This window comes from Streptomyces sp. NPDC006463 (genome assembly GCF_042870715.1).
In the GTDB taxonomy this organism is placed as follows: Bacteria; Actinomycetota; Actinomycetes; order Streptomycetales; family Streptomycetaceae; genus Streptomyces.
Genome location: NZ_JBIAHP010000004.1, coordinates 389,719 through 415,273 on the forward strand (window position 1 = coordinate 389,719; position 25,555 = coordinate 415,273).

Annotated in this window: 20 protein-coding genes and 1 tRNA gene; 8 read left to right on the top strand and 13 right to left on the bottom strand. The window is 74.4% G+C overall.

Annotated elements, in window-relative coordinates; translation table 11 throughout:
• Positions 1–26: 26 nt before the first annotated feature.
• From ACFYOB_RS10735 to ACFYOB_RS10755, 5 genes are read right to left on the bottom strand one after another with little or no spacing between them, the layout of a single operon-like run.
• A complete protein-coding gene (locus ACFYOB_RS10735; RefSeq protein WP_388557559.1) occupies positions 27–929 on the bottom strand; it encodes an NAD-dependent epimerase/dehydratase family protein in 903 nt (300 codons plus the stop codon).
• Positions 926–2,014 carry a cytochrome P450 gene (locus ACFYOB_RS10740; protein ID WP_388557562.1) on the bottom strand — a complete coding sequence of 363 codons (1,089 nt, stop codon included), beginning with the start codon at positions 2,012–2,014 and terminating at the stop codon, positions 926–928. Before ACFYOB_RS10740 ends, ACFYOB_RS10735 begins: the two co-directional genes overlap by 4 nt.
• Positions 2,011–3,486 carry a class I adenylate-forming enzyme family protein gene (locus ACFYOB_RS10745; RefSeq protein ID WP_388557565.1) on the bottom strand — a complete coding sequence of 492 codons (1,476 nt, stop codon included), beginning with the start codon at positions 3,484–3,486 and terminating at the stop codon, positions 2,011–2,013. The genes ACFYOB_RS10740 and ACFYOB_RS10745 overlap by 4 nt, the downstream gene beginning before the upstream one ends.
• Positions 3,486–4,229 (bottom strand): glycosyltransferase, encoded by a 744-nt coding sequence (locus ACFYOB_RS10750; protein WP_388557568.1) that lies wholly within the window; start codon positions 4,227–4,229, stop codon positions 3,486–3,488. The genes ACFYOB_RS10745 and ACFYOB_RS10750 overlap by 1 nt, the downstream gene beginning before the upstream one ends.
• On the bottom strand, positions 4,226–5,248 hold the full coding sequence (locus ACFYOB_RS10755; protein ID WP_388557571.1) for a 3-oxoacyl-ACP synthase III family protein: 1,023 nt from the start codon (positions 5,246–5,248) through the stop codon (positions 4,226–4,228). Before ACFYOB_RS10755 ends, ACFYOB_RS10750 begins: the two co-directional genes overlap by 4 nt.
• A gap of 299 nt (positions 5,249–5,547) precedes the next feature.
• Here ACFYOB_RS10755 and ACFYOB_RS10760 point away from each other — a divergent pair, with 299 nt between their 5' ends.
• The gene (locus ACFYOB_RS10760; protein WP_388557574.1) at positions 5,548–7,608 is read left to right on the top strand and encodes a phosphocholine-specific phospholipase C; all 2,061 of its coding nucleotides are present in this window, start codon (positions 5,548–5,550) and stop codon (positions 7,606–7,608) included.
• On the opposite strand, the gene ACFYOB_RS10765 is transcribed toward ACFYOB_RS10760, so the two are convergent.
• The 3 genes from ACFYOB_RS10765 to ACFYOB_RS10775 form a co-directional block, all read right to left on the bottom strand.
• Positions 7,595–8,299, bottom strand: coding sequence for a hypothetical protein (locus ACFYOB_RS10765; protein ID WP_388557577.1), 705 nt, complete (start codon positions 8,297–8,299; stop codon positions 7,595–7,597). The two genes, ACFYOB_RS10760 and ACFYOB_RS10765, sit on opposite strands and share 14 nt — an antisense overlap.
• An 80-nt stretch (positions 8,300–8,379) precedes the next feature.
• Positions 8,380–8,452: transfer RNA gene (locus ACFYOB_RS10770), tRNA-His, on the bottom strand.
• A gap of 74 nt (positions 8,453–8,526) precedes the next feature.
• Positions 8,527–9,318, bottom strand: a complete 792-nt coding sequence (locus ACFYOB_RS10775) for a hypothetical protein (RefSeq protein ID WP_388557581.1) — start codon at positions 9,316–9,318, stop codon at positions 8,527–8,529.
• 78 nt (positions 9,319–9,396) lie between these two features.
• Here ACFYOB_RS10775 and ACFYOB_RS10780 point away from each other — a divergent pair, with 78 nt between their 5' ends.
• The gene (locus ACFYOB_RS10780) at positions 9,397–10,242 is read left to right on the top strand and encodes a LysR family transcriptional regulator (protein ID WP_388557584.1); all 846 of its coding nucleotides are present in this window, start codon (positions 9,397–9,399) and stop codon (positions 10,240–10,242) included.
• Positions 10,239–11,381 carry a M24 family metallopeptidase gene (locus tag ACFYOB_RS10785; RefSeq protein ID WP_388557587.1) on the top strand — a complete coding sequence of 381 codons (1,143 nt, stop codon included), beginning with the start codon at positions 10,239–10,241 and terminating at the stop codon, positions 11,379–11,381. The genes ACFYOB_RS10780 and ACFYOB_RS10785 overlap by 4 nt, the downstream gene beginning before the upstream one ends.
• A 6-nt stretch (positions 11,382–11,387) precedes the next feature.
• Here ACFYOB_RS10785 and treZ read toward each other — a convergent pair whose 3' ends face one another.
• Positions 11,388–13,136, bottom strand: coding sequence for a malto-oligosyltrehalose trehalohydrolase (gene treZ / locus ACFYOB_RS10790; protein ID WP_388557590.1), 1,749 nt, complete (start codon positions 13,134–13,136; stop codon positions 11,388–11,390).
• Between the two features lie 110 nt (positions 13,137–13,246).
• Here treZ and ACFYOB_RS10795 point away from each other — a divergent pair, with 110 nt between their 5' ends.
• Positions 13,247–13,810: an FHA domain-containing protein gene (locus tag ACFYOB_RS10795; protein ID WP_388557593.1), complete on the top strand. Its 564-nt coding sequence runs from the start codon at positions 13,247–13,249 to the stop codon at positions 13,808–13,810.
• Between the two features lie 50 nt (positions 13,811–13,860).
• On the top strand, positions 13,861–14,361 hold the full coding sequence (locus ACFYOB_RS10800) for a GNAT family N-acetyltransferase (protein ID WP_388557596.1): 501 nt from the start codon (positions 13,861–13,863) through the stop codon (positions 14,359–14,361).
• Positions 14,362–14,367: 6 nt separating this feature from the next.
• On the opposite strand, the gene ACFYOB_RS10805 is transcribed toward ACFYOB_RS10800, so the two are convergent.
• Together ACFYOB_RS10805 and lpdA are read right to left on the bottom strand one after the other, a co-directional pair.
• On the bottom strand, positions 14,368–15,654 hold the full coding sequence (locus tag ACFYOB_RS10805; protein ID WP_388557697.1) for a M14 family zinc carboxypeptidase: 1,287 nt from the start codon (positions 15,652–15,654) through the stop codon (positions 14,368–14,370).
• Positions 15,655–15,774: 120 nt separating this feature from the next.
• A complete protein-coding gene (gene lpdA, locus ACFYOB_RS10810; RefSeq protein ID WP_388557599.1) occupies positions 15,775–17,196 on the bottom strand; it encodes a dihydrolipoyl dehydrogenase in 1,422 nt (473 codons plus the stop codon).
• Between the two features lie 84 nt (positions 17,197–17,280).
• On the opposite strand from lpdA, the gene ACFYOB_RS10815 reads away from it, so the two are divergent.
• Positions 17,281–18,180 carry a LysR family transcriptional regulator gene (locus tag ACFYOB_RS10815; protein WP_388557602.1) on the top strand — a complete coding sequence of 300 codons (900 nt, stop codon included), beginning with the start codon at positions 17,281–17,283 and terminating at the stop codon, positions 18,178–18,180.
• Here ACFYOB_RS10815 and treY read toward each other — a convergent pair.
• Positions 18,136–20,451 (bottom strand): malto-oligosyltrehalose synthase, encoded by a 2,316-nt coding sequence (treY, locus tag ACFYOB_RS10820; RefSeq protein WP_388557605.1) that lies wholly within the window; start codon positions 20,449–20,451, stop codon positions 18,136–18,138. The two genes, ACFYOB_RS10815 and treY, sit on opposite strands and share 45 nt — an antisense overlap.
• Before the next feature lie 82 nt (positions 20,452–20,533).
• Here treY and ACFYOB_RS10825 point away from each other — a divergent pair, with 82 nt between their 5' ends.
• A complete protein-coding gene (locus ACFYOB_RS10825) occupies positions 20,534–21,808 on the top strand; it encodes an MFS transporter (RefSeq protein WP_388557608.1) in 1,275 nt (424 codons plus the stop codon).
• A gap of 59 nt (positions 21,809–21,867) precedes the next feature.
• Here ACFYOB_RS10825 and glgX read toward each other — a convergent pair whose 3' ends face one another.
• A complete protein-coding gene (glgX, locus tag ACFYOB_RS10830) occupies positions 21,868–23,982 on the bottom strand; it encodes a glycogen debranching protein GlgX (RefSeq protein WP_388557611.1) in 2,115 nt (704 codons plus the stop codon).
• Between the two features lie 274 nt (positions 23,983–24,256).
• Here glgX and ACFYOB_RS10835 point away from each other — a divergent pair, with 274 nt between their 5' ends.
• Entirely contained in the window at positions 24,257–25,516 is a 1,260-nt protein-coding gene (locus ACFYOB_RS10835) for an SAV2148 family HEPN domain-containing protein (RefSeq protein WP_388557614.1), read from the top strand.
• Positions 25,517–25,555: the final 39 nt, after the last annotated feature.

A 25,555-nucleotide genomic window follows, 5' to 3' on the forward strand; every position in this document is an offset into this window, starting at 1 on the left:
CGACCGGATCCCGGCGCCCCGCGGGCTCACCTGCGCACCGAGCGGAGGTGGTCCTCCAGGCTCCGGCCCGGGGTCCAGCCCTGGGACCGGGCCCTGCCCGTGTCCAGGACCACCGAGTGGGCGAGCTGGTCCACCGCATAGCGGCTCAGTGCCGGTTCGGCGCCCAGGCCCGCGCCCGCCAGGGCCTCCGCGAGCCGGGCCGCCGTACGGGCCACCCCGAGCGGCAGGTGCCGGATCCGGGCCCGTACGCCGTGGGCCCGCAGGACCTCCCGTACGGCCTCGTCGCGGCCGTACGGCTCGGCGTCCGCCACGTTGTAGGCGCCCGGGGGCCACAGCGCCGCCGCCAGAGCGGCGTCGGCGAGGTTCTCCACCGCCGTCAGGCTCAGCCGGACGTCCGGCCCCGGCAACAGCAGGGTCCCCGCCCGGACCCGGGACAGCAGCCGGGGCAGCAACTGCGTGTCCCCGGGCCCGTAGACGGCCCGCGGCCGCAGAACCACCGCGCCCGCGGCCAGCGCCAGGGCCTCGCCCGCCGCCTTGGTCCTCCCGTACGCGTTGAGCTGCCCGCCGCACGGATGGTCCTCGGCCACCAGGCTCCGGTCCCGGCGCGGGTCGTAGACGCTGGCACTGCTCACCCACACCACCGGCCGCCCGCCCGCCGCCGCGAGCAGCCGCTCCGTACCGTGCACGTTGACCGCCCGCATCGAAGCCTCGGCCCGCGAGCCGGGCGCCGGATCTCCCACGGCCGCCGCGCAGTGCACCACGACCTCCACGCCCGAGAGATCCGGTGCGCCCGACGCGGCGTCCCAGAAGCGGTGTTCGCCCACCGGTCCCGGTCTGCGGCCCAGGCACACCACCTGCTCCCCGCCCGCCGCGGCCGCGCGGGCGACGTGCCCGCCGCAGAAGCCGCTGGCACCCGTGACGGCGATCACGATGCCGCCCGCACGGTCAGGGAACGCCAGCCGGGCAGGGCGGCCCGCCGGTCCACCCGCGCCCGGGCCACCACCGGCCGGTACGGGGCCAGCGCCCCGAGGACATCGGCCAGCTGGACCTGGGCCAGCCGGGCCCCGGGACAGGCGTGCGATCCGGCCCCGAACACCAGCCGGGCGGTACCCGCACCGGCCGGCCGCAGGGCGTCCGGGTCGCGCCGGTGCGCCTGGGCGGCGTGCCGGGCCACCAGCAGCAGCCGGTCGCCGCCGCGCACCGGGCAGCCCCCGACCGTCCCGTCCGCCGCGGCCACCCGGGGCAGCAGCGGCGAGGCCGCGGTGACCCGCAGCAGCTCTTCGGCCAGCACCGGCCGCAGCGCCTCGTCGGCGGCCTGGTCCCACAGGTCCGCGTCGGCGCACCACGCCACCGCCCGGGGCAGCGCGGCGACCGTGGTGTTGACGGCGGCGACCGCGACCATCGCGGACAGGGCCCCGTCACCCGCACCGAGCAGCCGTCGCAGCCGCTCCGCGCAGCGGGCGGCCTCTGCCTCGGCGCCCGGGCGGCGCGGGCCCGGCAGGTGACTGCGTACGGAGGCGGCCGCGGCCTCGCCGGCCGCTTCCGCCAGCTCCCGCGGATCGGCGGCGGAGCCCAGCAGGGCGCCCACCACCGTCCCGGCCAGCTCCCGCGCCAGCCCGACGAGGTCCACCTCGGCGCCGCGAGCGAGCGGAGCGAGGCGGCGCACGAGCAACGGCCGCCACACCGACCGCAGGTCCTCCACCCCCTCCGCCCCGAGCCCGCCCGCGAGAGCGCGCCGTTCGGCCCGGTGCTCCCCGCCCTCCTGGTCGAACAGCACGCCCCCATCGCCCCGCAGCGCCGAGCGCACGGCGCCGCCCGTCGTCCCCGCCGCCGTACGGTCGAGCGGGAGCCGGGTCAACGCCTGGCGGTAGGCGCCCGCGTCGTGCACCAGCAGGGTCCGCCCGAGCCGGCGCACTGCCCGCCCGCGCGTGGCGGCGAGCAGGGCGAACAGCAGCGGATGGGCGCCCAGATAGACCCGCCGGTCGCGCCTGCGGGCCCGCGCCTGCCCCCTCATGCCGACCCGCCCAGGCGTCGGGCCGCCAGGGCCGCCGTCGCCGCCCGGTCCGGTTTGCGCGAGCGCCCCGACAACGGGATCCGGGCGAACACCAGCGCGTCGGGACGGGCGGTGCCCATCCGCCGCAGCGGGTCCGACAGCGCGGCGCGCAGCGCGGGTTCACGTACCCCGCGCCCGGGCTGCACGACGGCGACGAGCCGCTCGTCACCCTCGCCCGCCGGGATCCCCACGAGCAGGGCCAGCTCCACCCCCGGTACGTGCAGGGCGGGTTCGTACAGCCCCGGGTAGATGTTCTCCGCCCTCCGCAGCACCATGTCCTTGGCCCTGCCTTCGAGGACGATCCGGCCCGCGCCGTCCAGCCGCGCCCGGTCGCCCGTACGTACCCACGCGTCGGGCTCCTCGCCCAGGTAGCGGTGGCGGGCCGCGGCCCCGGCCAGGAGCAGCTGCCCGTCCGCGTCGGGCTTGGCGGTGACGCCGGGCAGCGGGGTGCCGACCAGGTCGCCCGGGCCGTCGAACGCGGACTTCTCCCGCGCTTCGACCGCGGCGGCCGGGAACAGCTCGGTGAGCGCGTACACCCCCCAGGCCTGCGCCGCGCCCGCCGCCCGCACCCGTTCCAGCAGCCCGGCCCCGGCCGGGGCCGAGCCCGTCCAGACCCGGCCGTGGAAGCGGGCGCCCGCGCCCAGCGCGTCGCGCAGCACGGGCGGGGTCAGATAGGCGTCCTGGGGCCGCAGCCGGTGCAGTTGGCGGGCCAGTACCCGGGGGTCGCGGGCCGGGAGGGCGACGGGGGCGCCGCGCGTGAGGGAGGGGACCAGGACGAAGAAGGTGCCGCCGAGCACGGGCCGGTCCGGGGCCGCGTCGAACAGGGCGTGGACCGTGGCCATTCCGGCGGCCAGGCTCGACCGGGTGTGGACCACGGCGCGCGGCCGGGAGGTGGTCCCGGAGGTGAACACGATCACCGCGTCGCCGTCGTGGTCCCGGTGGACGGGTACGCCCGTACGGGGCGCCGCCAGGTCCAGCGCGGGCGCGCAGCCCGGCAGCCGCGGCCCGACGGTGGCCACCGGACCCAGCTCGGCGAGGTCGGGCAGTGCGAGCCGCGCCCGGCGGGCCAGCGGCCGGGCCCAGCCCGCCACCGCCTGCGCGGCGGCGTCGGCCAGCACCAGCGAGGGCCGGGCCAGGGCGAGCCGGGCGCGCAGCACGTCGGGCCCCGCGCCGGGGTCGAGCACGGCCCCGCGCAGGCCCAGCCGCCACAGGGCGAGCAGCACGGCCAGGGCCCGCGGCCCGGGCCGTACGGCGACGCCCACGGTGTCCCCGGGGCGCAGTCCGCGCGCGTGCAGGGCGGCGGCGAACGCGTCGGACAGCTCGGCGAGTTCGCCGCGGGTGGCCCGGATCCGGGAGGTGCCCGTACGGGTGGAGGCGAGTACGGCCGGCCGCTCGGGGCGGCTGCGCAGTGCGTGGTCGAGACGGTCGAGCATCAGCGGGGATCCGTTCCGTGGCTGCCGCTTCCCTGGTCGAGGTACCAGCGGGCCGTGCCCGCGATCCCGTAGGCCCGCAGGCGCCGCGTGGAGTTCTCCACGACCATCTGCCGGCAGTGGACGATCCGGTCGGTGTGGCGGCGTACGGCGTTGAGGAAGAGCCGGTCGGTCGGCGAGGGGCGCCGGGGCATGCCGCCGACCGCCAGGTACAGCTCGGCGGTGATGGCCATGTTGTTCCCGGCGTGCATGCGGTACGGGGCCCGGAAGCCGTTGCGGCGCGCGTGCCCGGGCCGCAGCCGCCCGAACAGCGCGGCGAGCGCCACGAGCAGGCCGAAACCGGCCCGGCCCAGCGGGCCGTGCTCGTCGCGCCGCGCGGTGATCCGCCCGCACACCAGGCCGGGGCTCCGGGTGAGGGCGGTCCGCGCGGCGCGCGTCCAGCCGGGGCGGGGCAGGCAGTCGGCGTCCGTGCGGGCGAGCAGGGCCGCGCCGCGGTCGATCGCGTACCGGAAACCGGTGTCCACGGCGGAGCCGACCCCCTTCTGCGGCTCCTCGATCACCTCCACCGGGAACGGCGCGCCCGCCGCGAACTCGCGGGCGATCGCACCCGTCCGGTCCGCCGAGGCGTTGTCGACGACCAGCAGGGTGAAGTCCCGGTCCCGCTGCGCGGCGAGGGCCCGCAGGGTCTGCGCGAGGCGGGCCTCCTCCTCGTGCGCGGGCACCACCACCCACATCGGACCGTTCACGACTTCTCCCAGACCATCGTCATGATGCTGATCCCGCCGCCGAGGCCGACGAACAACACCCGGTCCCCGGCGGTGAGTTCCGCGAAGACCCGGTCCAGCTGGACCCCGATGCTCGCGCTCGCGATGTTGCCGAGCTCGGGCACCGTCACCACCAGCTTCCCCGTCGGTACCCCGGTCAGTTCCGCGAACCGCTCCAGGTACGGCACCGTCACCTGGTGCACCAGCACCTTGGCGAAGCCGTCCCAGTCCATGCCCGTCCGGTGCAGCGTCCGGTCGATGACGGCGGTGCCCACCTTCTCGAAGACTCCGCGCAGTTCGTGCCCGTCGCCGCGGAAGTAGGTGTGCTCGTCCCCGCGCGGGTGCCGCGAACCGCCGCCCGGGATGCCCCCGACCTCCCAGTGCTCCGAGTGGGTCTCGGTGTCCACGTCGAGGATCCCGCCCCGCTCCACGGCCTCCACGACCACCGCCGCCCCCGCGTCGCCGAAGGTGTAGCCGGCGAAGCCGCTGCGGAACTCGGCGAAGTCGGCGGGATCCTTGCGCACCGCCCGGCTCGGGGTTTCCCCGGTGACCACCAGGGCCCGCCGGGCCCGCCCGGCCATGACCATCGACCGGGCGAGGTCGATCCCGTTCACGAAGCTGTTGCAGGCGTTGGTGACGTCCACCGCGTGGGCCCGCGAGCCCAGCTCCGCCTGCACGATGTGCGCGGTGGCGGGCTCCACCATGTCGCGGGAGGCCGAGGCGAAGACCAGCAGGTCGATGTCGAGGGGGCACAGGCCGGCGGTGTCCAGGGCCCGGCGGGCCGCGCCCACGGCGAGCGTGGAGGCGTACACCCCCTCACCGGCGACGCGGCGGGAGACGATCCCGGTGGCCTGCGTCAGCAGCGTCGGCGGCAGGGTGAGGCCGCTGCGGCGGGCCACCTCCCGCTGGAGGGAGTCCGAGGAGAGGACCTCCTCCGGCAACAGGCTGCCGACGGCGGTTATCCCGGCGCGCGGCCCTTGGTCACTTGGCTGAAAGGACATGCCCACACGATGACAAGCCGCCTTCTCCCGGGCCTGAGTACGGATGCTCAGATCGGCGTAAAGGCCGGAATGAGTACCCCGGCCGGCGTTCCGGCCCCGAAGTGCAGTGACTCCGGGGGCTGTTGTCCGCAGGACCGTTCGCCTACCGTCTTCGCCAGCCGAGCGGCCGGTTCGGGGGCCACCTTTCCGTTCTCCGGCTGTACGGCCACGTGTCAGACAAGGATCTCCCTCCGGTACCCCCGGGCCGCTGTCCTTGGGGCGCCCCTCGACACCCCCTTACCCGCAGAGGTCGTCACGCCATGGCAGAACTCAATCGCCGCAGGTTCCTGCAGATCGCAGGCGGTACCGCCGCCGCCGCGATGCTCAACGAGAGCATCGCGCGGGCCGCGGCCATCCCGGCGCAGGGAAGCACCGGCACGATCCAGGACATCGAGCACATCGTCGTCCTCATGCAGGAGAACCGGTCCTTCGACCAGTACTTCGGCGCGATGAAGGGCGTACGCGGCTTCGGCGACCCGCGGCCGGTCCTCCAGGACAACGGAAAGTCCGTTTTCTACCAGTCCAACGGGACGAAGGACATCCTCCCCTTCAACCCGCAGGTCAACGACCTGGGGATGCAGTTCGTCGAGGGCCTCAACCACGACTGGGCCGGCGGCCACCAGGCGTACAACAACGGCAAGTACGACAAGTGGGTGCCGGCCAAGACGGCCACCACCATGTCGTACATGACCCGGAACGACATCCCGTTCCACTACGCCCTCGCCGACGCCTTCACCGTGTGCGACGCCTACCACTGCTCCTTCATCGGCGCCACCGACCCGAACCGCTACTACATGTGGTCCGGCTACACGGGCAACGACGGAGTGGGCGGCGGGCCGGTCCTCGGCAACCAGGAGGCCGGGTACGGCTGGAAGACCTACCCCGAGCGCCTGGAGTCGGCCGGCGTCTCGTGGAAGATCTACCAGGACATCGGCGACGGCTTGAACGCGGCCGGCTCGTGGGGCTGGATCAGCGACGCCTTCCGCGGCAACTACGGCGACAACTCGCTGCTGTACTTCAACAACTACCGGAGTGCCCAGCCCGGCAGCGCCCTGTACGAGAAGGCCCGCACGGGCACCGACGTCAAGGCGGGCGACGGCTACTTCGACCGGCTGCGCGCCGACGTGACGAACGGCACCCTGCCCCAGGTCTCCTGGATAGCCGCCCCCGAGGCCTTCAGCGAGCACCCGAACTGGCCGGTGAACTTCGGCGCCTGGTACATCTCGCAGGTCCTGGACGCGCTGACCGCGAACCCGGCGGTGTGGGCGAAGACCGCCCTGTTCATCACCTACGACGAGAACGACGGCTTCTTCGACCACGTCGTCCCGCCGTACCCGCCCGCCTCGTCGGCCTGGGGCCTGTCCACGGCGGACGTGTCCAAGGACCTGTACTCCGGGGGCGGCGGCTACGCGGCAGGCCCGTACGGCCTGGGCCCGCGCGTCCCGATGATCGTGGTCTCCCCGTGGAGCAAGGGCGGCTACGTCTGCTCCGAGACCTTCGACCACACCTCGGTGATCCGCTTCATGGAGAAGCGCTTCGGTGTGCAGGAGCCCAACATCTCCCCGTGGCGCCGCGCCGTCTGCGGAGACCTGACCTCGGCCTTCGACTTCAGCCAGGCGGACGCGACCCCCGCGGCCCTGCCCTCCACGGCGGGCTACATCCCGCCGGACCACAACGCCCACCCGTCCTACCACCCGGTGCCGCCGGCCACGGGCACCCTGCCCAAGCAGGAGGCCGGCTCCAAGCCGACGCGCGCCCTGGGCTACAGCCCGTACGTGGACGGCAAGGCCACCTTCTCCACGGGCAAGTTCACCCTGACGTTCGCCAGCGGTTCCGCCCTCGGCGCCCACTTCCACAGCACCTCGGGCAACCGTACGGACGGCCCCTGGCCCTACACGGTCGAGGCGGGCAAGACCCTTGTCGACACCTGGAGCACCAGCAGCTCCACCGGCAACCAGATCGACCTCACCGTGTGGGGCCCGAACGGCTTCCTGCGCACCTGGAAGGGCCCGGCGAAGAAGGCCGGCCCCGAGGTCACGGCCCGCCACGTGGACGCCACCGGCAACCTGGCCCTCACCCTGACCAACCCCGGCGCGGCCGCGGTCAACCTCACGGTGACCAACGCCTACGGCGGCGCGGCCCAGACCTTCAGGGTCAACCCCGGCGCCACGGTCTCCCACACGGTGGACCTGCGCACGACGGGCCGCTGGTACGACGTCAAGGTCGTCTCCGACGCGGACACCACTTTCCTGCGCCGGTTCGCCGGCCACGTGGAGACGGGCGCCCCGGGCATCTCCGACCCGGCGATCAAGACCGTCTGACCCGGTCCTCCGGTGCGCGCAGCAGCCGCCGTTCCAGGACCGGGAGGTCCTGGGGGCGGTGGCTGCGGGCGTGCCGGAGCAGCAGGTCGCGAGAGGTGTCCCCGACCCGGCGCCGCTTCGGGTGGCGGGTGGTGAACTCCTCGCTCGCGAAGAACCGCACGGCGCCCTCCAGCCCGGCCCGGTCCGTCTCCCGCACCGCCCACGCCAGTTCGTCCGTCGCCGCCCCGGCCAGCAGCCGCTGCGGACCCCGCTCGGCGAGCAGCCAGGCCGCGTCCCGGGGCTCCTTCCTCACGGCGCCCAGCCAGCTGAACACCACGCCCAGTGGCACTCCCCGTGGCAGGTCCGGTTCCTCCTCGCCCGCGGCGAGGGCTTCGGCGTACGCCCGCAGTCCCTCGGGCGCCGCGGCCGCCCACCGGGCCCGGTGCCGGGCAGGGATGCCGTCGGGGGACAGCGGGTCGAGCAGCCGGGTCCACTCGGGGGTGACGACCGCCCTCCCCGAGTCCTCCCAGCACATGCACTCGAACTCGTCGGCGCCTTCCTCGCGGTGGGGCGGCTGCAGGGCTCGGACCTCGGCGGCCTCCGCCGGGTCGCCTATCTCGTACGACCGGGGATGGTGCGGGTGCACGGCGCCGTCGGCCCGTGAGAACGAACCACCCATGATCAGCGGCTCTGTGCGCGATGTCGGTTCCACCGGGTGATGGTAGGCCGGGCGGGCACGCAAAAGCCCGTGGGGGGTACGAGGAAACCTCGTACCCCCCACGGGATCGAAAGGGTGAGTGACGGGACTTGAACCCGCGGCCACCTGGACCACAACCAGGTGCTCTACCAACTGAGCTACACCCACCACGAAGGGCGGCGGACCGCCCGTTCGATGTGCAAGCACAGCATAGCCGATCAGATGGGTGGTCCCGCGACGTGTTATCCGGCGGACCGGCTGCCGACGAGGGTGGCGGCGAGCCGGCCGGAGAGGCTGCCCGTGCGGCGGGCGGCGTGCGCGACGGCGGCCGCGGCGAAGGCCCGGATGATCGGGTGCGGCCGCGTCCCGTCCCCGTGCAGCTCCGGCTGGAAGAGTGTGGCGAGGAAGAAGGGGTGGCCGGGCAGCTCGGCGATGCGTACCTGCCCGTCCTCGTCGTGGCCCGAGAGCCGCAGCCCGTGCGCGGCGAGCTCCGGAAGGTGCCGGGGCGAGGGGCCGTAGTTGCAGTGGTAGCGCTCCATCGACCGCTCCGCGCCCAGCGCGGCCTCGGCGAGCGAGCCCGGTTCGGTCCGTACGAGGCCCTCGTGCCCGACGAGCGAGCAGGCCAGCGGTGTGATCACCGGGTCGGCGGCCTCCGGGTCGTTCTCGGCGTGCGCGGCGTCGCCCCGTCCGCAGACGGTACGGGCGTACTCCAGCAGGGCGTGCTGGAAGCCGCCGCAGGTCCCGAGGAAGGGGATGCCCTCCTCCCGGGCCACCCGGATCGCGGCCAGCACCCCGGCTTCGCTGACGTACGGGCTGCCGGGCAGCACCCACACCGCGTCGAAGCGGGCCGGCGTCCCGGCGGCGGCCTCGGCCCCGGCGTCGCCGGTGGGGATCCAGTAGGCGTCGAGGACCAGTCCGTCCCTGGAGGCGAGGGCGTCGAGGAGGACCGGGATCCGGGTGTGGGACTTCACGTGCGGGGAGCGGTCGCCGACGAGGGCGATCCGGGCGATCGGTGCGGTGGTCATGTCGTTCATGGTGATCCCGGACCCCACTTCAGCGCCAACGATTGTTCCTGCTGGATCGATAAGCAGTCCTGATGGCACCCTGATCACATGGACCCGCACCTGCTCCGCACGTTCGTCGCCGTGGCCCGGCTCTCCTCCTTCTCCGCCGCCGCCCGCGAGCTCGGCTACACCCAGTCCGCCGTGTCCCAGCACATCGCCGCACTGGAGGGGGACCTGCGGACCGAACTGTTCACGCGCCGGCCCGTGGCACCCACCCCGGCCGGGGCGCGCCTGCTGGAGCACGCCGGACCGCTGCTGCTGCGGCTCGACGCCGCACGGGCCGACGTCCTGCGACTGGCCGCCGCTCCGCCCGGGCGGATCACCCTCGCCGCGTCCCCGCTCGCCGTCGGCCCCCGGCTGCTCGCGGCCCTGCCCGCCACCGGGGTCACCCTGCGGGTACTGCCTCCGGCCGAAGTGCCCGCCGCCGTCGCCACCGGCGGCTGCGACCTCGGGCTCGTGGACGGCCCGGCCGCGCCCAGCGACCCGCTGCGGCTGCCCGACGTGGCCCCGCTCACCGTGACGGGCGTCGGCGAGGAGGAACTGGCCGTCCTGCTGCCCGCCGGGCACCCCTTCGCCGGGCGGGCCGGCGTCCGGCTCGACGATCTCGCCGACGCGCGCTGGCTCGACGCCCCCGGGGCAGGCCTGCCGCTGACCGCCGCCCGCACCGGCGCCCGCTACGACGGCACCGACGTGCTCGCCCTGTGCGCCCTCGCGGCCGCCGGGCACGGCCTCGTGCTGCTGCCGCGCCGCGTCGCCGAAGCGGCCGCGGCGGGGGTCGCCGTACCGCTGTCCGCGCCCCGCCTGGTGCACCGTACGGAACTGCTCTCGCCCGGCGCCCCGACCGGCGCGGCCGCTGCCCTCGCCGCGCGGCTCACGGCAGGATCCCCCGTATGACCGATGACACGGACAACGCCGCGGGCCCCGCCCCCTTCACCGCCGCCGACTACGCCGCCCGGATGGCCGCGGCCGCCGAGACCGCCGCCGAAGCGGGCCTCGCGGGACTGCTGATCGCCCCCGGGCCCGACCTCACGCACCTCACCGGATACCGCCCCACCGCCGAGACCGAGCGGCTCACCCTGCTCGTGCTGGCCGCCGGGCAGGAGCCGGTGCTCGTCGTGCCCACCCTGGAGGCCCCCGACGCGGCCAAGGCCGCCGGTGCCGCCGCGCTGACCCTGCGGGACTGGACCGACGGGAAGAACCCGTACGCGGTGACCGCCCCGCTGCTGGACGCGGCCGGGCGCTTCGGAGTGAGCGACAACACATGGGCCCTGCATCTCCTGGGACTGCAGCGGGAGTTGCCCACCACCTCCTACGTCCCGCTCACCGACTCGCTGCCCATGCTGCGCGCCGTGAAGGACGAGCGGGAGCTGGAGGCCCTCGCCGCGGCGGGGGCGGCCGCCGACGCCGCCTACGCGCAGATCCTCCATCTTCCGTTCGCCGGGCGGCGGGAGACGGACGTCGCCGCCGAACTGGCCTCCCTGCTGCGCGTGCACGGCCACTCCCAGGTCGACTTCACGGTCGTCGGCTCCGGCCCCAACGGGGCCAACCCGCACCACGAGGCGGGCGAACGGGTCATCCAGCACGGCGACATGGTGGTCCTCGACTTCGGCGGGCTGCGCTACGGCTACGGCTCGGACATCTCCCGCACCGTGCACGTGGGCGAGCCGAGCGCCGAGGAGCAGCGCGTCCACGACATCGTCCGCGAGGCCCAGCAGGCCGGCGTGGCGGCGGTCCGGCCGGGCGTCTCCTGCCAGGAGGTCGACCGCGCGGCCCGCGCGGTGATCACCGAGTTCGGCTACGGCGACCGGTTCATCCACCGCACCGGCCACGGCATCGGCGTCACCACCCACGAGCCGCCCTACATGGTCGAGGGCGAGGAGCAGCCCCTCGTGCCCGGCATGTGCTTCTCCGTGGAGCCGGGCATCTACCTGCCCGGCCGGTTCGGCGTGCGCATCGAGGACATCGTGACCGTCACCGAGGACGGCGCGCGGCGCTTCAACCACGCGCCGCGAGAGCTCGCCGTCGTCGAATAGCGGCCCTCACGGACCCAGCACGACCGCCGACTCGCCCGGCAGGTGGATCCGCCCGTCCGGGCCCGGGTGTTCGAGGGGCTCCCAGGCGGCCAGCACCCGCAGCCCGTTGCGGCCGAGCGCGATCGTGGCCGGCTCCGGGGAGAGGTTCACGGCCACCCGTACGTCGCCTCGCCGGAAGGTGAGCCAGCGGCGCTCCTCGTCGTAGGCGACCCGGACCGCCGCGAGGTCCGGGTCGCGCAGGTCCGGATGGGCGCGGCGCAGCGTCACGAGGGTGCGGTACCAGTCCAGCAGGCGGGCGTGGCCGGCCTGCTCGGGCTCCGCCCAGTCCAGACAGGAGCGGTCCCGGGTGGCCGGGTCCTGCGGGTCGGGGATCTCCTCGGCCTTCCAGCCGTGCGCCGCGAACTCGCGGCGCCGGCCGCTGCGTACCGCCTCGGCCAGCTCCGGGTCGGGGTGGTCCGTGAAGTACTGCCACGGGGTGCCCGCGCCCCACTCCTCGCCCATGAACAGCATCGGCACGAAAGGCCCGGTCAGCGCCAGCGTCGCGGCGCACGCCAGCAGCCCGGGGGAGAGCGAGGCGGCGAGCCGGTCGCCGAGCGCCCGGTTGCCGATCTGGTCGTGGGTCTGGGTGTAGCCGAGGAAGCGGTGGGCCGGGGTCCGGCGCCGGTCCACGGGCCGGCCGTGGGTCCGGCCGCGGAAGGAGGACCAGGTCCCGTCGTGGAAGAAGGCCCGGGTCAGGGTCTTGGCGAGGGCCGCCAGCGGTGCTTCGGCGAAGTCGGCGTAGTACGCCTGGGACTCGCCGGTCAGCGCGCAGTGCACGGCGTGGTGGAAGTCGTCGTTCCACTGGGCGTGCAGGCCCAGGCCCCCGTCCGAGCGCGGGGCGGTGGTGCGCGGGTCGCACCGGTCGGACTCGGCGATCAGGAACAGCGGCCGGCCGGTCTCGGCCGCCAGCTCGTCCACGGCCGCGGCCAGTTCCTCCAGGAAGGTCAGGGCCCGCCCGTCGGCCAGCGCGTGTACGGCGTCCAGCCGCAGCCCGTCGATCCCGTAGTCGCGCAGCCAGGCCAGCGCGCTGTCCAGGAGGTAGGAGCGCACCTCGTCCGAGCCGGGCGCGTCCAGGTTCACCGCCGCGCCCCACGGGGTGTGGTGGGTGTCGGTGAAGTACGGGCCGTAGGCGGGCAGGTGGTTGCCGGAGGGGCCGAGGTGGTTGTGGACCACGTCGAGGACCACCCCCAGCCCGGCGGCGTGCGCGGCCGCCGTGAAGCGGGCCAGTCCGGCCGGGCCGCCGTACGGCTCGTGCACCGCCCAGGGGGCGACCCCGTCGTACCCCCATCCGTGCCGGCCGGGGAACGGGCAGACGGGCATCAGCTCGACGTGCGTGACGCCGAGGGTGGTGAGGTGCCCGAGGCGGGCGGCGGCGGCGTCGAAGGTGCCCTCGGGGGTGAAGGTGCCGATGTGCAGCTCGTACAGGACGGCGTCCTGGAGCGGGATGCGCACCGCTCCGGCCCCCGGCGAGGGGAGGGCCCCGAAGTCGACCACCGCCGACAGGCCACCCGGCCCGTCCGGGAGCCGCCGGCCGCGCGGGTCCGGGCGCGGGGCGGAATCGCCGTCCAGCAGGAACCCGTACCGGCTTCCGTCGGAGGCCGGGGCCTGGACGGTCCACCAGCCGTCCCGCTCCGGATCGCGCGCCATGTCGTACGTCGCGTCGTCGAGTCGCATGGCGACGTGACCTGTCAGCGGTGCCCACACCTCGAACTGCACGGACGTTCCCCTCGTCTCCGGCGGTGTCCAGCATGCGTATCCTGCCCATCATTCCGGGCGTGGCGGGGGAGTTCTGGACACTCCGGCCCCGACGGGCCGACAATCACCCTGTGACGTCGAGTTTTGAGTTCCCACCCTTCCCCGCGCCGCGGCTGTCCGACGCCGAGCGCGACCGGGCGCTGGGCCAGCTGAGAGAGGGCGCTGCCGTCGGCAAGCTGTCCCATGACACCTTCCTGCGCCGGATGGAACTCGCCCTGGTCGCCCGCCGCTCCGAGGACCTGGCCGTCCTCACCGCAGACCTCCAGACGCGCGAGGAGGCGGCAAGTCCGTGGACCCGTCGGCTGTTCGGCTGGGTGGGACGGGTCTCCGCCGTCTCGGTCGGCGTCCGGCGTGCCTGGGCCGCCGAGAAGCTGCCCAAACTGCTGCTGCCGCACCCGACCGCGGCGGCCCTGCGGATCGGCCGCGACCCCGGCAACGGGTTGCGGCTCAGCCACGAGACCGTCTCGCGCGCGCACGCGGAGCTCAGCCTGCAGGGCGGGATGTGGGTGCTCAAGGACCTCGGCTCCACCAACGGCACCACGGTCAACGGGCGTCGAGTGACGGGCTCCGCGGTGGTCCGGGACGGCGACCAGGTGAGCTTCGGGAAGATGACCTTCCGGCTGTCGTCGAGCTGAGGCCGAGGGCGGCCCCCCGGCGTGCCGCGCCGTGGCCCAGGATGGCGGGCATGGAACACAGCCCCGAACACACACCCGTCGTACGCCGCGCTCGCGCCCGGGACCTGCCCCGCCTGGTCGAACTCATCCACGAGCACGTCGCGTACGAGAAGTCGGCCCCGCGGCCGCCGGACCTCGCCGAGCGGCTCGGGCCGCAGCTGTTCGCCGAGGGGGCCTCGGGGGCGTCCCCAGCGGTAGCCGGGGGAAAGTGGGTGCTGCTCGCCGAGACCCCGGACGGCGCGGTCGTCGGATACGCCGCCTGCTCGGCCGAGTTCGCCTTCTGGGACGCCCGGCACTACCTCCACATGGACTGCCTCTACCTGGCCGAGGAGGCCCGCGGCCACGGGCTCGGCGCCGCCCTGATGGACGGAGTGCGCGGCCTCGCCCGCGAGCTCGGCCTCGACCAGGTCCAGTGGCAGACCCCCGACTGGAACGAGGGCGCGATCCGGTTCTACGACCGGCTCGGCGCCACCGGCCTGCCCAAGCGCCGGTACGGACTGGACGTCGACTAGGCCGTCCTACGTCGCCCGCTCGGCCGCCGTGAGGCGTTCGTACGTGGCCAGGACGGTCCGGGACTGGTGTTCCACCTGGGTGGCCACCGGGACCCAGCGGGCCTGGAAGCGGGCCGCGAAGTCCTCGCACCACCCCGTGACCAGCCGGTCCAGCCCGGGCGCCGCCGGGTGGCCCTGCGTGCGCAGCACCCGCAGCAGCATCGCGGCGGCGCGCAGCGACATGCGCCGCCCGAAGGCGTCGATGCTGGCGATGTAGGCCGCCGTGGCCTCCGTGGGGGCCGCGGGGCCGGTCCACTCCGCGGTGATCCGGGGGATCAGCGCTAGCGTCCAGTCGACCGCGCGCAGCAGGGCCGCGGCGGCCGGGTCCGCGTACGGCGGCGGCCCGGGCGGGATCCCGTCACGGACACGGGCGACGAGCGCGGAGTCGCCGTCGAGCCGCGCCGCCAGCATCCGCAGGGCGCGGCGCGGGTCGGGGTGCGGGGCCGGGTCGTCCACCAGGTCGGAGGCCCACATGGGGACTTCGACGATCGCGGTGGTGCCGGCGTACCGGTGGGGGTGGTACCAGGTGCTGAGCCGGGTGTCCTCGGGGTGGAAGGCCCCGGCCGCCCCGCTCCCCGGCTGCGGTATCACGAAGATCCCGGGCCCGGGGGAGGGCCAGCCGGCGGCGTCCGAGGCCCCGTTCTCCACCGGGATGCGCAGCTCGGCCGCCGATTTGCCGAAGGGCTCGCAGAGGCCGGGTACGTCCCGGGTGAGCTGGACCCAGGAGCCGCCGAGGTCGGTGGCGTGCAGGGAGGCCTGGAGGACGGGCCGGAGTTCGTCGATCAGGCCGGTCAGGGCCAGGGTCTCGGGCGGCAGCCGGTCCGGGGCCAGTAAAGACGGCGCCCACTCGGGCTGTTCGGGTCCGGGGGGCCGGTAGAAGTGCCGGTGGTAGTCGAGGAGCGAGTACGGGCGGGGCGTGCGGTGCAGGTCCGCGCCGTCCGGGTCGGCGCAGAGCAGGAAGTGCCAGCCGCAGCCCGCCCGCGGGGCCGGCTCGTACAGGAGGCGGCGGGCGAGGGAGAGGACGGTGGCGCCGCCGACGGGTTCGTTGGCGTGGGCCCCGGCGACGACCAGGACGTTCCGGCCGGGCCCGGCCGGGCCGACCGCTTGGACGGAGAGCAGCCAGAGGGGCTGCCCGGCCCGCGAGGTGCCGGCCTGACGGATCCGCACCTCACGGGGGTGTTCGTCCGCGAGTGCGCGGGCGGCCAGGGCGAGTTCGCGCGGTGTGGGATAGCACATGTCACGGAGGAGGGTCACAAGGGATGCCATGCCCGCCGGGCCCGCAGCCTACCGCTCCGCAGCTCCCGTACTTCCGTCCGGGGAGGGCCCCGGGCGGGGCGTGAAGCGTACGGAGCCGCAGGACGGCCCGCCCAGTGGTCACTGCTGGTGCAGGCCGCGGCCCGAGAGGGTCAGGAAGGCTTCGCCCACCGCCTCCGACAGCGTCGGGTGGGCGTGGATGTGCCGGGCCACATCGCCCGGCTCGGCGTCCCAGCCCACGATCAGCTGGCTCTCCGCGATCATCTCCGAGACGTGCGGCCCCACCAGGTGCACCCCGAGCACCCGTCCGCCCCGCTCCGCGACCACCTTCACGGTGCCGCCCTGCCCGTGCACCATCCCCTTGGCCACCGCCGTCAGCGGCATCGAGTTGACCACCACGTCGTAGGCCGTGGCCCGGGCCTGCTCCTCGGTGAGGCCGACGGCCGCGGTCTGCGGCGCCGAGTACGTCACCCGCGGCACCGCCGCGTAGTCCACCGGTACGGTCGAAACCCCCGCCAGGGTCTCCGCCACCAGCAGTCCCTCCGCGAAGGAGGCGTGCGCCAGCCCCGGCGACGGCGGCGGCAGCAGGTCGCCCACCACGTGGATCCCGGCAACCGCCGTCTCCAGCCGGGACCAGTCGGCCGGCGCCACGAACCCCCGCCCGTCGGTGGCCAGCCCGGCCGCCGCGAGGTCGAGCCCGTCGGTGACCGGGACCCGGCCGACCGCCACGAGCAGCCGCTCGGCCGTCACCTCGCGCAGCTCCCCGCGCGCGGTGCGCACGGAGGCCCGTACGATCCCGCCCTCCACCACGGCCCCTTCCAGCCGGGCCCCCGTCCGGACGTCGATGCCGCGCTTCTTCAGGCCCCGCGCCAGATGCCGGGACACGTCCGCGTCCTCCAGCGGAACCAGCCGGTCCGCGGCCTCGACCAGCGTTACCTCCGCGCCCATGGAGCGATGGAAGGAGGCGTACTCCACCCCGATCGCCCCGCCGCCCAACACCACCACCGACGCCGGCAGCCCGGGGGCGAACAGGGCGTCGTCGCTGGTCACCACCGTGCGCCCGTCGGGCTCCAGACCGGGCAGGGTGCGCGGACGGGACCCGGTGGCCAGCACGATCCCCCGGGCGGCGGTGAACTCCCGTCCGTCTTCGGTCCGGATGGACCGCGGCCCGGTCAAACGGGCGCCGCAGCGCACCACACGCACCCCGGCGTGCTCCAAGTGCCCTTCCACGCCCTTGTGGTTGCGGGCGACGATGTCGTCGCGGGTGGCGGTCAGCGCCGCCCAGTCCACGGACTCCACCCTCGCCCGCACCCCCCACCGCTCGCGCGCCTCGGCTATGCCGTCGACGAGTTCGGCGGCGTGCAGCATGGCCTTGCTGGGGATGCAGCCGCGGTGCAGGCAGGTCCCGCCGACCTTGTCGCGCTCCGCGAGCAGGACGCTCAGGCCGAGGGCGGAGGCGCGCAGGGCGGTGCTGTAGCCGCCCGTACCGCCACCGATCACGATCACGTCCACCGTGCTGTCGTCAGTGCTGTCGTTGCTCATGTGCCCAGCCTGACCCGCCCGTTCCCCCGCGGTCCAAGGAAATGATCTTCTGGACTCCATGCACGTTCTCTATGCTTCCCGCTCATGAGTCTGCGCCAGATGGAGTACTTCCTCGCCGTAGTGGAGGAGTCCTCCTTCACCCGGGCCGCGGACTGTCTCCACGTCACCCAGCCCGCCCTCTCCCACCAGGTCAAAGCCCTGGAGCGGGCCGTGGGCGGCGCGCTGCTGGAGCGCATGCCGCGCGGGGTCCGGCTCACGGCCATGGGCCGCGCCTTCCTGCCCCACGCCCAGCTGGCCGTCCACAGCGCCCGGCAGGCCGAGCGGGCCGCCCGCGCCGCCGCGGGCGTGGCGGGCGGCGAACTGCACGTCGCGACCGTCCACGCGGTGGCCGTCGGACTCCTCCCGGGCATCGCCGCGCGCTGGCGCGCCGTGCACCCGGGGGTGTCGCTGGTGCTGCGGGAGTACGGCTCCACCGAGGCCCTGGAGGAGCAGCTGGAGCGGGGTGTCGCCGATGTCGCCGTCGGACCCGAACCCAAGGAGTGGACCGGACCGCTGCTCACGGTCGGCCGGGAGGAACTCGTCATCGTCGTTCCCTTCGACGACCCCCTCGCAGGCCGGGGCGCCGTCCGCCTCGGTGAGCTGGCCGACCGCGACTGGATCCGCTGCGCGATGGAACCGGTCGTCGAGGGCCGGCTCGTCCTCGACCGGGCGTGCGGCACGGTGGGCTTCACCCCGCGCACGGTGCTGCGTACGGAACACACCTCGACGGCCGTACGGATGGCGGCCGCCGGGGTGGGCATCGTCATGGCCCCGGCCCACATGGTCCGGGGCGCCGTCGGCGAGGACTGCGTACTGCTCTCCCTCGACCCGCCGTGGCACCGGCCCCTGGCCGTCTTCTCCAGGGTCCGGCTGACCGGTGCGGCGGCGGCGTTCGCGGATCTAGTCGTCGCGGAGCAGGACCCCCACGGGCGAGAGGGCCAGTAGGTCCGCCAGGTCCGCCTCGCCCTCGTACGCGAGGCCGGACGAGTTCCCGGACGAGTTCTCGGACGTGCTCCCGTCCGCGTCCCGCCGCCCGCCGGGCAGGCCCGGCAGCGGGGTCCACCGGCCCGGCGGCAGCGGCAGGGCGGTCCCGCGCCAGCCTCCCGATTCCGCCAGCCGGTGCGAGAGGCGGGTGGTCACCGCCACCAGGCCGGGCGGGCGGGCGAAGGCCAGGCAGTGCTCCGCCGCCGCACCCCGGGCCCAAAGCGGGGCGTAGCCGGTGAACAGCCCGGGCCGGGCCCGGCGCAGCCGCAGCAGGGCGGCCGTCAGCGCCAGCTTCTCCTCGGCCGGGCCCTGCGGGGCGGACCCCGCGTCCAGCCGGGCCAGCGCCTCCCGCGGGAAGCGGACCGGGCGCCGGTTGTCCGGGTCCACCAGGGCCCGGTACTCGGTCTCGGCGCCCTGGTAGACCTCCGGGACCCCGGGCATCGCCAGGTGCAGCAGCGTCATGCCGAGCAGATTGGCGCGGGCCGCCTCCGCGAGGTCCGCGGGCAGATCGAGCGGGCCCGGGGCGTACCCGGCCACGGTCGCCTCGTAGTCCTCGTCCCGGTCGGTCCAACTGGTGCGCAGGGCGGCCTCGCGGACCCCTTTGAGCAGTGCCTCGGCCAGCCGCGGCGCGGCCTGCGGGACCTCCCCGAGGCCCAGCGCGGTCTGCCGGGCCGTCCAGGCCAGCCGGGGATCCGGGCCGCTGACCGCCTCCATCGGCCCCGGTGCCTGCGACAGCACCGAGATCCGGGCCCGGACGTCCGCGCTGCGCTTGGTGTCGTGCGTGGACAGCACCGTCCCCGACCCGGGCCAGTCCCGGTCCAGGCGGGCGCAGTACGCGTGGAACTCCGCGGTCGGCACCGCCGGCCGCCCCGGATCCCCGCCGACCTCGGTGGCCGACAGCAGCGGCGCGTACCGGTAGAAGGCACGGTCCTCCAGCGACTTGGCGCGCAGCGCGGCCGAGGTCTGGGCGAAGCGGGCGGCGAAGGCGGGATCGCGCAGCAGCAGCTCCCGTACGCCGGTCACCGCGGCCGGACCGGCCGCAGAGGCTGCCCGCTCCATGGCCCGCGGATCGGGCCCGTCATCGCCGGGATACGGCCGGTATACCGGGTAGGCGATCAACAACTCCCGCACCGCGTCGGCCAGTTCCGGACCGGCCTGGCGCTCCAGCGCGCCCAGCTCGGCGGCCAGGTCACCGGTCAGCACCTCCCGCGCGCATGCCTCCGCCGTCCGCTCCCACTCCGGGGACGCCGTCGACTCCTCGTACCGCCGGGCCAGTTCGGCGGCGCCCGCCGGGTCGGTGAACACCCCGTCCACCCGGTATAGCGCGTCGTATCCGGTGGTCCCCGCCACCGGCCACGCGGGCGGCAGCCGCTCGTGGCGGGCCAGGATCTTCTCCACCACCACCCAGCAGTGCGGCCCCGCCGCCGCCCGAAGCCGCCGCAAGTACCCCTCCGGGTCGGCCAGTCCGTCCACGTGGTCGATCCGCAGCCCCTCGGCCACCCCGTCCCGGACCAGCTCCAGCACCTTCGCATGGGTGGCCGCGAAGACCTCCGGGTCCTCCACCCGGACCCCGATCAGCTCCGAAATGGTGAAGAACCGGCGGTAGTTGAGGGCAGTACGGGCCTCCCGCCACCAGGCGGGCCGGTACCACTGTGCGGCCAGCAGCTCGGGCAGCTCCAGCCCCGCGGTGCCCTCCCGCAGCGGGAACTCCTGCTCCCCGTAGCGCAGCACCTCACCGTCGGCTCTCAGGTCGCAGGATTCCACGGGCCCGGCGAGCACCGGCAGCAGCACCTGGCCGCCGCCCGCCTCCCAGTCGATGTCGAACCAGCGCGCGAACGGCGAGTCCGGCCCGTCCCGCAGGACCTCCCACAGCGGCCGGTTCAGCCGCAGCGGCGCGGGAACCGCCATGTGGTTCGGCACGATGTCGAGCACGAGGCCCAGCCCGTGCGCCCGGGCGGCCGCGCCGAGCGAGCGCAGACCGGCCTCGCCGCCCAGCTCCTCGCGGACCCGGGAGTGGTCGGTGACGTCGTACCCGTGCGCCGAGCCGGGCACCGCCTCCAGCACGGGGGACAGGTGCAGGTGCGACACGCCGAGCGAGGCGAGGTACGGTACGGCTGCCTCGGCCGCCGCGAAGGGGAACTCCGGGCGCAGCTGGAGGCGGTAGGTCGACGCCGGAGTGACAGGTGTCGGAACATCAGATTCCGATTGGACGCTTGACTGCGGCTGGCTCATGAGAACGTACGTACCCAGCCTGCCGGATTCCGTGCCATTACCCAATGCATCCGGGTGACTGCGCCGGGTTAGTGTTGATCAAGTGGTTGGAACCGTCAACACCTATCGAAGAGTCATAGCCCTGACCGGGCCCCTACTCCCGCTCGTCTCTTTCCTCGCCCGACTGCCCGTCGCGATGTCCCAGTTCGGAAGCGTCCTGCTGGTCGCGCAGACCAGCGGATCCCTCGCCGCCGCCGGCATCGTCGGAGGCACCCTCTCCGCCGGGCAGGTGGTCTTCGGCCCCGTCCTGGGCCGGCTCGCCGACCGCCACGGGCAGCGGCCCGTCGTACTCGGCGCCGCGGCCGTCAACGCCGTCGCGACCGCCGCTCTGGTCGCCGGAGCCCTGGGCGGCCTCGGCACCGTCCCGCTCGCCGCCATCGGTGCCGTCACCGGCGCCTCCGTACCGCTGATCGGACCGCTCGCCCGGACCCGCTCCGTGGCCCTGGCGCACCGCGCCAAGTCCGACGAGAGCGTGGTGGGCGCCGTCCACTCGCTCGAAGGCACCCTGGACGAGATCTCGTTCGTCTTCGGACCCGCCCTCGTCGGCCTCGCCGCGCTCGTCGCGCACCCGGCCGTCGCCCTCGGCGGCGCGGCCGGACTCGTCGCCGTCTTCGGTACCGCCTACGCACTGCACCCGACCGCCGCCGTCACCGGGGGCACCCCCGGACGGAGTCCGGGGGACCGGGGCGCGCGGGCACGGACGAAGGGGGACCGGGTCAAGCAGCCGCGCGTGGTCCACGCCGTCCGCGGCTCGCTCGCCCTCCAGGGCGCCATGTTCGGCGCCTGTCAGGCCGGAATCGCCGCGCTCACCGCCCAGTTGGGCGTCCCCGGCCAGGCCGGGATCGTCTACGCCGCCATGGGTGTCGTCAGCGCCGTCGTGGGCCTGGCACTCGGCGCGCTGCCCGCCCGCTTCGGACTGCGGCTGCGCTGGCGGGCCGCCACGGGCGCCGCGCTGGTCCTGTCGGTGCCGCTGCTGTTCACCGACACCCTGTGGCCGCTGTACGCGGTCGTCACCGTGCTCGGCGCGGCCTACGCACCGCACCTGATCACCGCCTTCGCGCTCACCGAGCGCGTCGTCGAACCGGCCCGGCTCGCCGAAGCGATGGCCTTCGCCGCCAGCTCGCTGGTCGCCGGCCAGGCCGTCGCGCTCGCCGTCTGCGGGCGGCTCGCCGAGTGGTACGGGCCCGCCGGGGCCTTCTCCGTCGCCGTGGGGGCGGCCGCCCTGGCCATGGCGCTCGCCCTCGTCACCCGCGTACCGTCCACCCGCACCCGCGCCGAGGCGTTCATCCCCGCGCAGCAGACCGGCTCCCCGGCCTAGAGGGAGCCCGGTGAGGCCCCGGCCGCCGGGGAGGTGCCCGCCGTCGACGGGAGCGGCACCTACGCCGGGCGCTGAAGCACCACCAGGCACCGTCCCGCCAGCGCCACCCGGTCCCCGGCCGCATACTGCGGCCCGGTGCCGGGTGGCAGCACCTCCGGCCGGGCGGTGTCCACCACCAGGCGCCACTGCGCCCCGTGCCCCGCCGGAATGGTGAAGTCCTGCGGATCGGCGCCCGCGTTGAACATCAGCAGGAACGAGTCGTCGGTGATCCGCTCCCCACGGCTGCCCGGCTCGGAGATCGCCTCCCCGTTCAGGAACACCGTCAGCGCCCGCGCGTGCTGCGCCTGCCAGTCGCGGGCCCGCATCTCCTCTCCGTGCGGGGTGAACCAGGCGATGTCGGAGAGCTCGTCGTGCGTGCCCTCCACCGGCCGCCCGTGGAAGAACCGGCGCCGCCTGAAGACCGGGTGGTCACGGCGCAGCCACACCATCCGACGGGTGAACTCCAGCAGCGCGGGGGCGGGTTTGCCGGGCTCGGGCCACTGCACCCAGGACAAATCGTTGTCCTGGCAGTAGGCGTTGTTGTTGCCGCCCTGCGAGCGCGCGAACTCGTCGCCGTGGCTGAGCATCGGCACGCCCTGCGACAGCATGAGCGTCGCCGTGAAGTTGCGCATCTGGCGCTCGCGCAGCTCCACGACCTCCGGGTCCTCGGTCGGCCCCTCCACCCCGCAGTTCCACGACCGGTTGTGGGTCTCGCCGTCCCGGTTGCCCTCCCGGTTGGCCTCGTTGTGCTTCTCGTTGTACGAGACCAGGTCGTTCAGGGTGAAACCGTCGTGGCAGGTGGTGAAGTTGATGGAGGCCAGCGGCCGCCGCCCGTCGTCCTGGTAGAGGTCCGAGGAACCGGTCAGCCGCCCCGCGAACTCCGCCAGCGTGCGCGGCTGCCCGCGCCACAAGTCCCGTACGGTGTCCCGGTACTTGCCGTTCCACTCGGTCCACAGCGGCGGGAAGTTGCCCACCTGGTAGCCGCCCTCGCCCAGGTCCCAGGGCTCGGCGATCAGCTTCACCTGGCTGACCACCGGATCCTGCTGGACCAGGTCGAAGAACGAGGACAGCCGGTCCACCTCGTGGAACTGGCGCGCCAGCGTCGCGGCCAGGTCGAAGCGGAAGCCGTCCACGTGCATCTCGGTGACCCAGTAGCGCAGCGAGTCCATGATCAGCTGGAGGACGTGCGGGGAACGCATCAGCAGCGAGTTCCCGGTCCCGGTGGTGTCCGTGTAGTGCCGGGGATCGTCCGCCAGCCGGTAGTAAGAGGCGTTGTCCAGCCCGCGGAAGGACAGGGTCGGGCCCAGGTGGTTCCCCTCGGCGGTGTGGTTGTAGACCACGTCGAGGATCACCTCGATCCCGGCCTCGTGCAGGGCCCGGACCGCCGACTTGAACTCCAGCACCTGCTGGCCGCGGTCACCCGAGGCGTAGCCGTTGTGCGGGGCGAAGAAGCCGATGGTGTTGTAGCCCCAGTAGTTGCTCAGCCGGTCGTTGACCAGCCGGTGGTCGTTGACGAACTGGTGCACCGGCATCAGCTCCAGCGCCGTCACCCCGAGCTTGGCCAGGTGCCCGATGACCGCCGGGTGCGCGAGCGCCCCGTACGTGCCGCGCAGCTCCTCCGGGAGGTCCGGATGCCTCATCGTCAGACCCTTGACGTGGGCCTCGTAGAGCACGGTGTGGTGGTACTCGTGGCGCGGCGGCCGGTCATTGGCCCAGTCGAAGTACGGGTTCACCACGACCGAGCTCATGGTGTGCGGGGCCGAGTCCAGGTCGTTGCGGGAGTCGGGCCGGCCGAAGTGGTAGCCGTACACCGCCTCGCCCCAGTCCACGCTGCCGCTGATCGCCCGCGCGTACGGGTCCAGCAGCAGCTTCGCCGCGTTGCAGCGCTTGCCGCGCTCCGGTGCGTACGGCCCGTGGACGCGGAACCCGTACCGCTGGCCCGGCATGATGCCGGGCAGGTACGCGTGCCGGACGAAGGCGTCCGTCTCGCGCAGCTCCACCGCGGTCTCCGAGCCGTCGTCGTGGAGGAGGCACAGCTCGATGCGTCGGGCGGCCTCGGAGTAGACCGCGAAGTTGGTGCCGGCGCCGTCGTAAGTGGCGCCGAGCGGATACGCCTGTCCCGGCCAGACCTGCATAGATAACGACTCTTCCCATTCTGCCCCGGCTGATCCGGCTGGACCACGTCACTGCCAGATCTTCCCCGAAAGAGGGTCCTCACGCGTGGACTTGGGTTGGTCCCTCCGGGTGACCCGGAGGGCTGATTTGCGGCTCTGCGGACTGTGTGGGGATCGGATAATGGGTCAACGGGCGGTCGCTGTAAGGGCCATCGGGCTGCACCGGGTCGCGCGCGCGGAGTACCCTTCCGTGATCACTGGAGACGGGCGTCCAGACGCAGAAGGCGGTGCACGGGTGAGCTCGGGAGGTCTGGAGCTGCCCCCTGGTGACAACGGTCACGAGGGCGGCCCGGCGGACGCCGCAGGCGCGACACCCGCAGGAGTGCCGGCCGGGGCGGTGTCACTGGCCCCACAGGCGACCGGGAGCGCACGGGCCGGGGCCGAGCTGGACTGGGGCGCGGAGACCTGGAGCGAGGTCCGCACGCGGGCGCAGCGGGCGGGTCGTGCGTACATCTGGCTCAATCTCATCGAGCAGCGGCTGCGGTCGGTGGTCGGCGCGGTGCTGCGGCCGGTCTACGAGCCGGTGCACGGCGGGGACGACTGGGTCGTCGCCGCCGCCGGGCCCGCCGGGCAGGAGTGGGTGCAGCGGGCCGTGGCCGTGCGCGAGGTCAGCCGGCGCAAGGGCTATCTGCTCGACTCGGCCGACGACAACGTGCTGAGCTTCCTGACGCTTCCCCAGCTGCGGGAGCTCATGGTCCAGCACTGGCCCTGCTTCGAACCGTATTTCGACGACCGGCGCGAGATCGAGCTCGCGCTGGACGAGCTGGAGGTCACCCGCAACGTCGTCTCCCGCAACCGGGCGCTGTCCAGGCCGGTACTGGAACAGGCGGAGCGGGCCTCGGCGCGGCTGCTGGAGGTGCTGGGAGGGGGTTCGGGCAGCCCGTCGGCCGACCGGCTGCCGATCGACGCCGTCGAGGACCTGGTGGGCGACCGGTACGCGGACGTCATCTCGGTCCATCCGGACCGGGTGCGGCTGCAGCGCCAGCTACCGGCCGAGGACCTCTTCGGGGGCGCGAGGCGGCTCGACGCCATCGGCATAGGGCTCAACCTGCTGGTCCAGAACTTCTCGGGCCGAAGACTCGTCCGGCTCACGGAGGCCGGCTGCCGCGTGCGGCTGCTGTTCCTGAACCCGGCGAGCAGCGCGGTCAAGCGGCGCGAGCGGGAGCTGGGACTGCGCAAGGGCGAGCTGAGCCGCTCGGTGGAGATGAACATCCTGCACGTCCGGCGGGTCCGGGCGGGCCTGCGCGATCCCTCGCGCTTCGAGATCCACGTCTTCGACGAGACCCCGCGCTTCACGGCCTATCTGGTGGAGGGCCAGTCCTCGGGCATCGCGGTCGTCCAGTCCTACCTGCGCCGGGCACGCGGCATGGAATCCCCGGTCCTGGTCCTGCGCGGCGGCGGCCGCGGCGTCCCGAAGGACGCCGACCACGGGCTGTTCGCGACGTACCGCGAGGAGTTCGAATCCGTATGGGAGGACTCCCGTCCGGTTTCGTGACGGGGGGTGTCCGAGCCGTGGCCCCCGGCCCCGGCGGAC

What these genes read in the sequence shown, in the direction of transcription:
- ACFYOB_RS10740 (WP_388557562.1), bottom strand. Translation starts at nt 2,014, where the DNA reads ATGAGGGGGCAGGCGCGGGCCCGCAGGCGCGACCGGCGGGTCTATCTG.
- ACFYOB_RS10745 (WP_388557565.1), bottom strand. Translation starts at nt 3,486, where the DNA reads ATGCTCGACCGTCTCGACCACGCACTGCGCAGCCGCCCCGAGCGGCCG.
- treY (WP_388557605.1), bottom strand. Translation starts at nt 20,451, where the DNA reads ATGAGCCAGCCGCAGTCAAGCGTCCAATCGGAATCTGATGTTCCGACA.
- ACFYOB_RS10785 (WP_388557587.1), top strand. Translation starts at nt 10,239, where the DNA reads ATGACCGATGACACGGACAACGCCGCGGGCCCCGCCCCCTTCACCGCC.
- lpdA (WP_388557599.1), bottom strand. Translation starts at nt 17,196, where the DNA reads ATGAGCAACGACAGCACTGACGACAGCACGGTGGACGTGATCGTGATC.
- ACFYOB_RS10755 (WP_388557571.1), bottom strand. Translation starts at nt 5,248, where the DNA reads ATGTCCTTTCAGCCAAGTGACCAAGGGCCGCGCGCCGGGATAACCGCC.
- ACFYOB_RS10800 (WP_388557596.1), top strand. Translation starts at nt 13,861, where the DNA reads ATGGAACACAGCCCCGAACACACACCCGTCGTACGCCGCGCTCGCGCC.
- ACFYOB_RS10780 (WP_388557584.1), top strand. Translation starts at nt 9,397, where the DNA reads ATGGACCCGCACCTGCTCCGCACGTTCGTCGCCGTGGCCCGGCTCTCC.
- ACFYOB_RS10775 (WP_388557581.1), bottom strand. Translation starts at nt 9,318, where the DNA reads ATGAACGACATGACCACCGCACCGATCGCCCGGATCGCCCTCGTCGGC.
- ACFYOB_RS10815 (WP_388557602.1), top strand. Translation starts at nt 17,281, where the DNA reads ATGAGTCTGCGCCAGATGGAGTACTTCCTCGCCGTAGTGGAGGAGTCC.
- ACFYOB_RS10760 (WP_388557574.1), top strand. Translation starts at nt 5,548, where the DNA reads ATGGCAGAACTCAATCGCCGCAGGTTCCTGCAGATCGCAGGCGGTACC.
- glgX (WP_388557611.1), bottom strand. Translation starts at nt 23,982, where the DNA reads ATGCAGGTCTGGCCGGGACAGGCGTATCCGCTCGGCGCCACTTACGAC.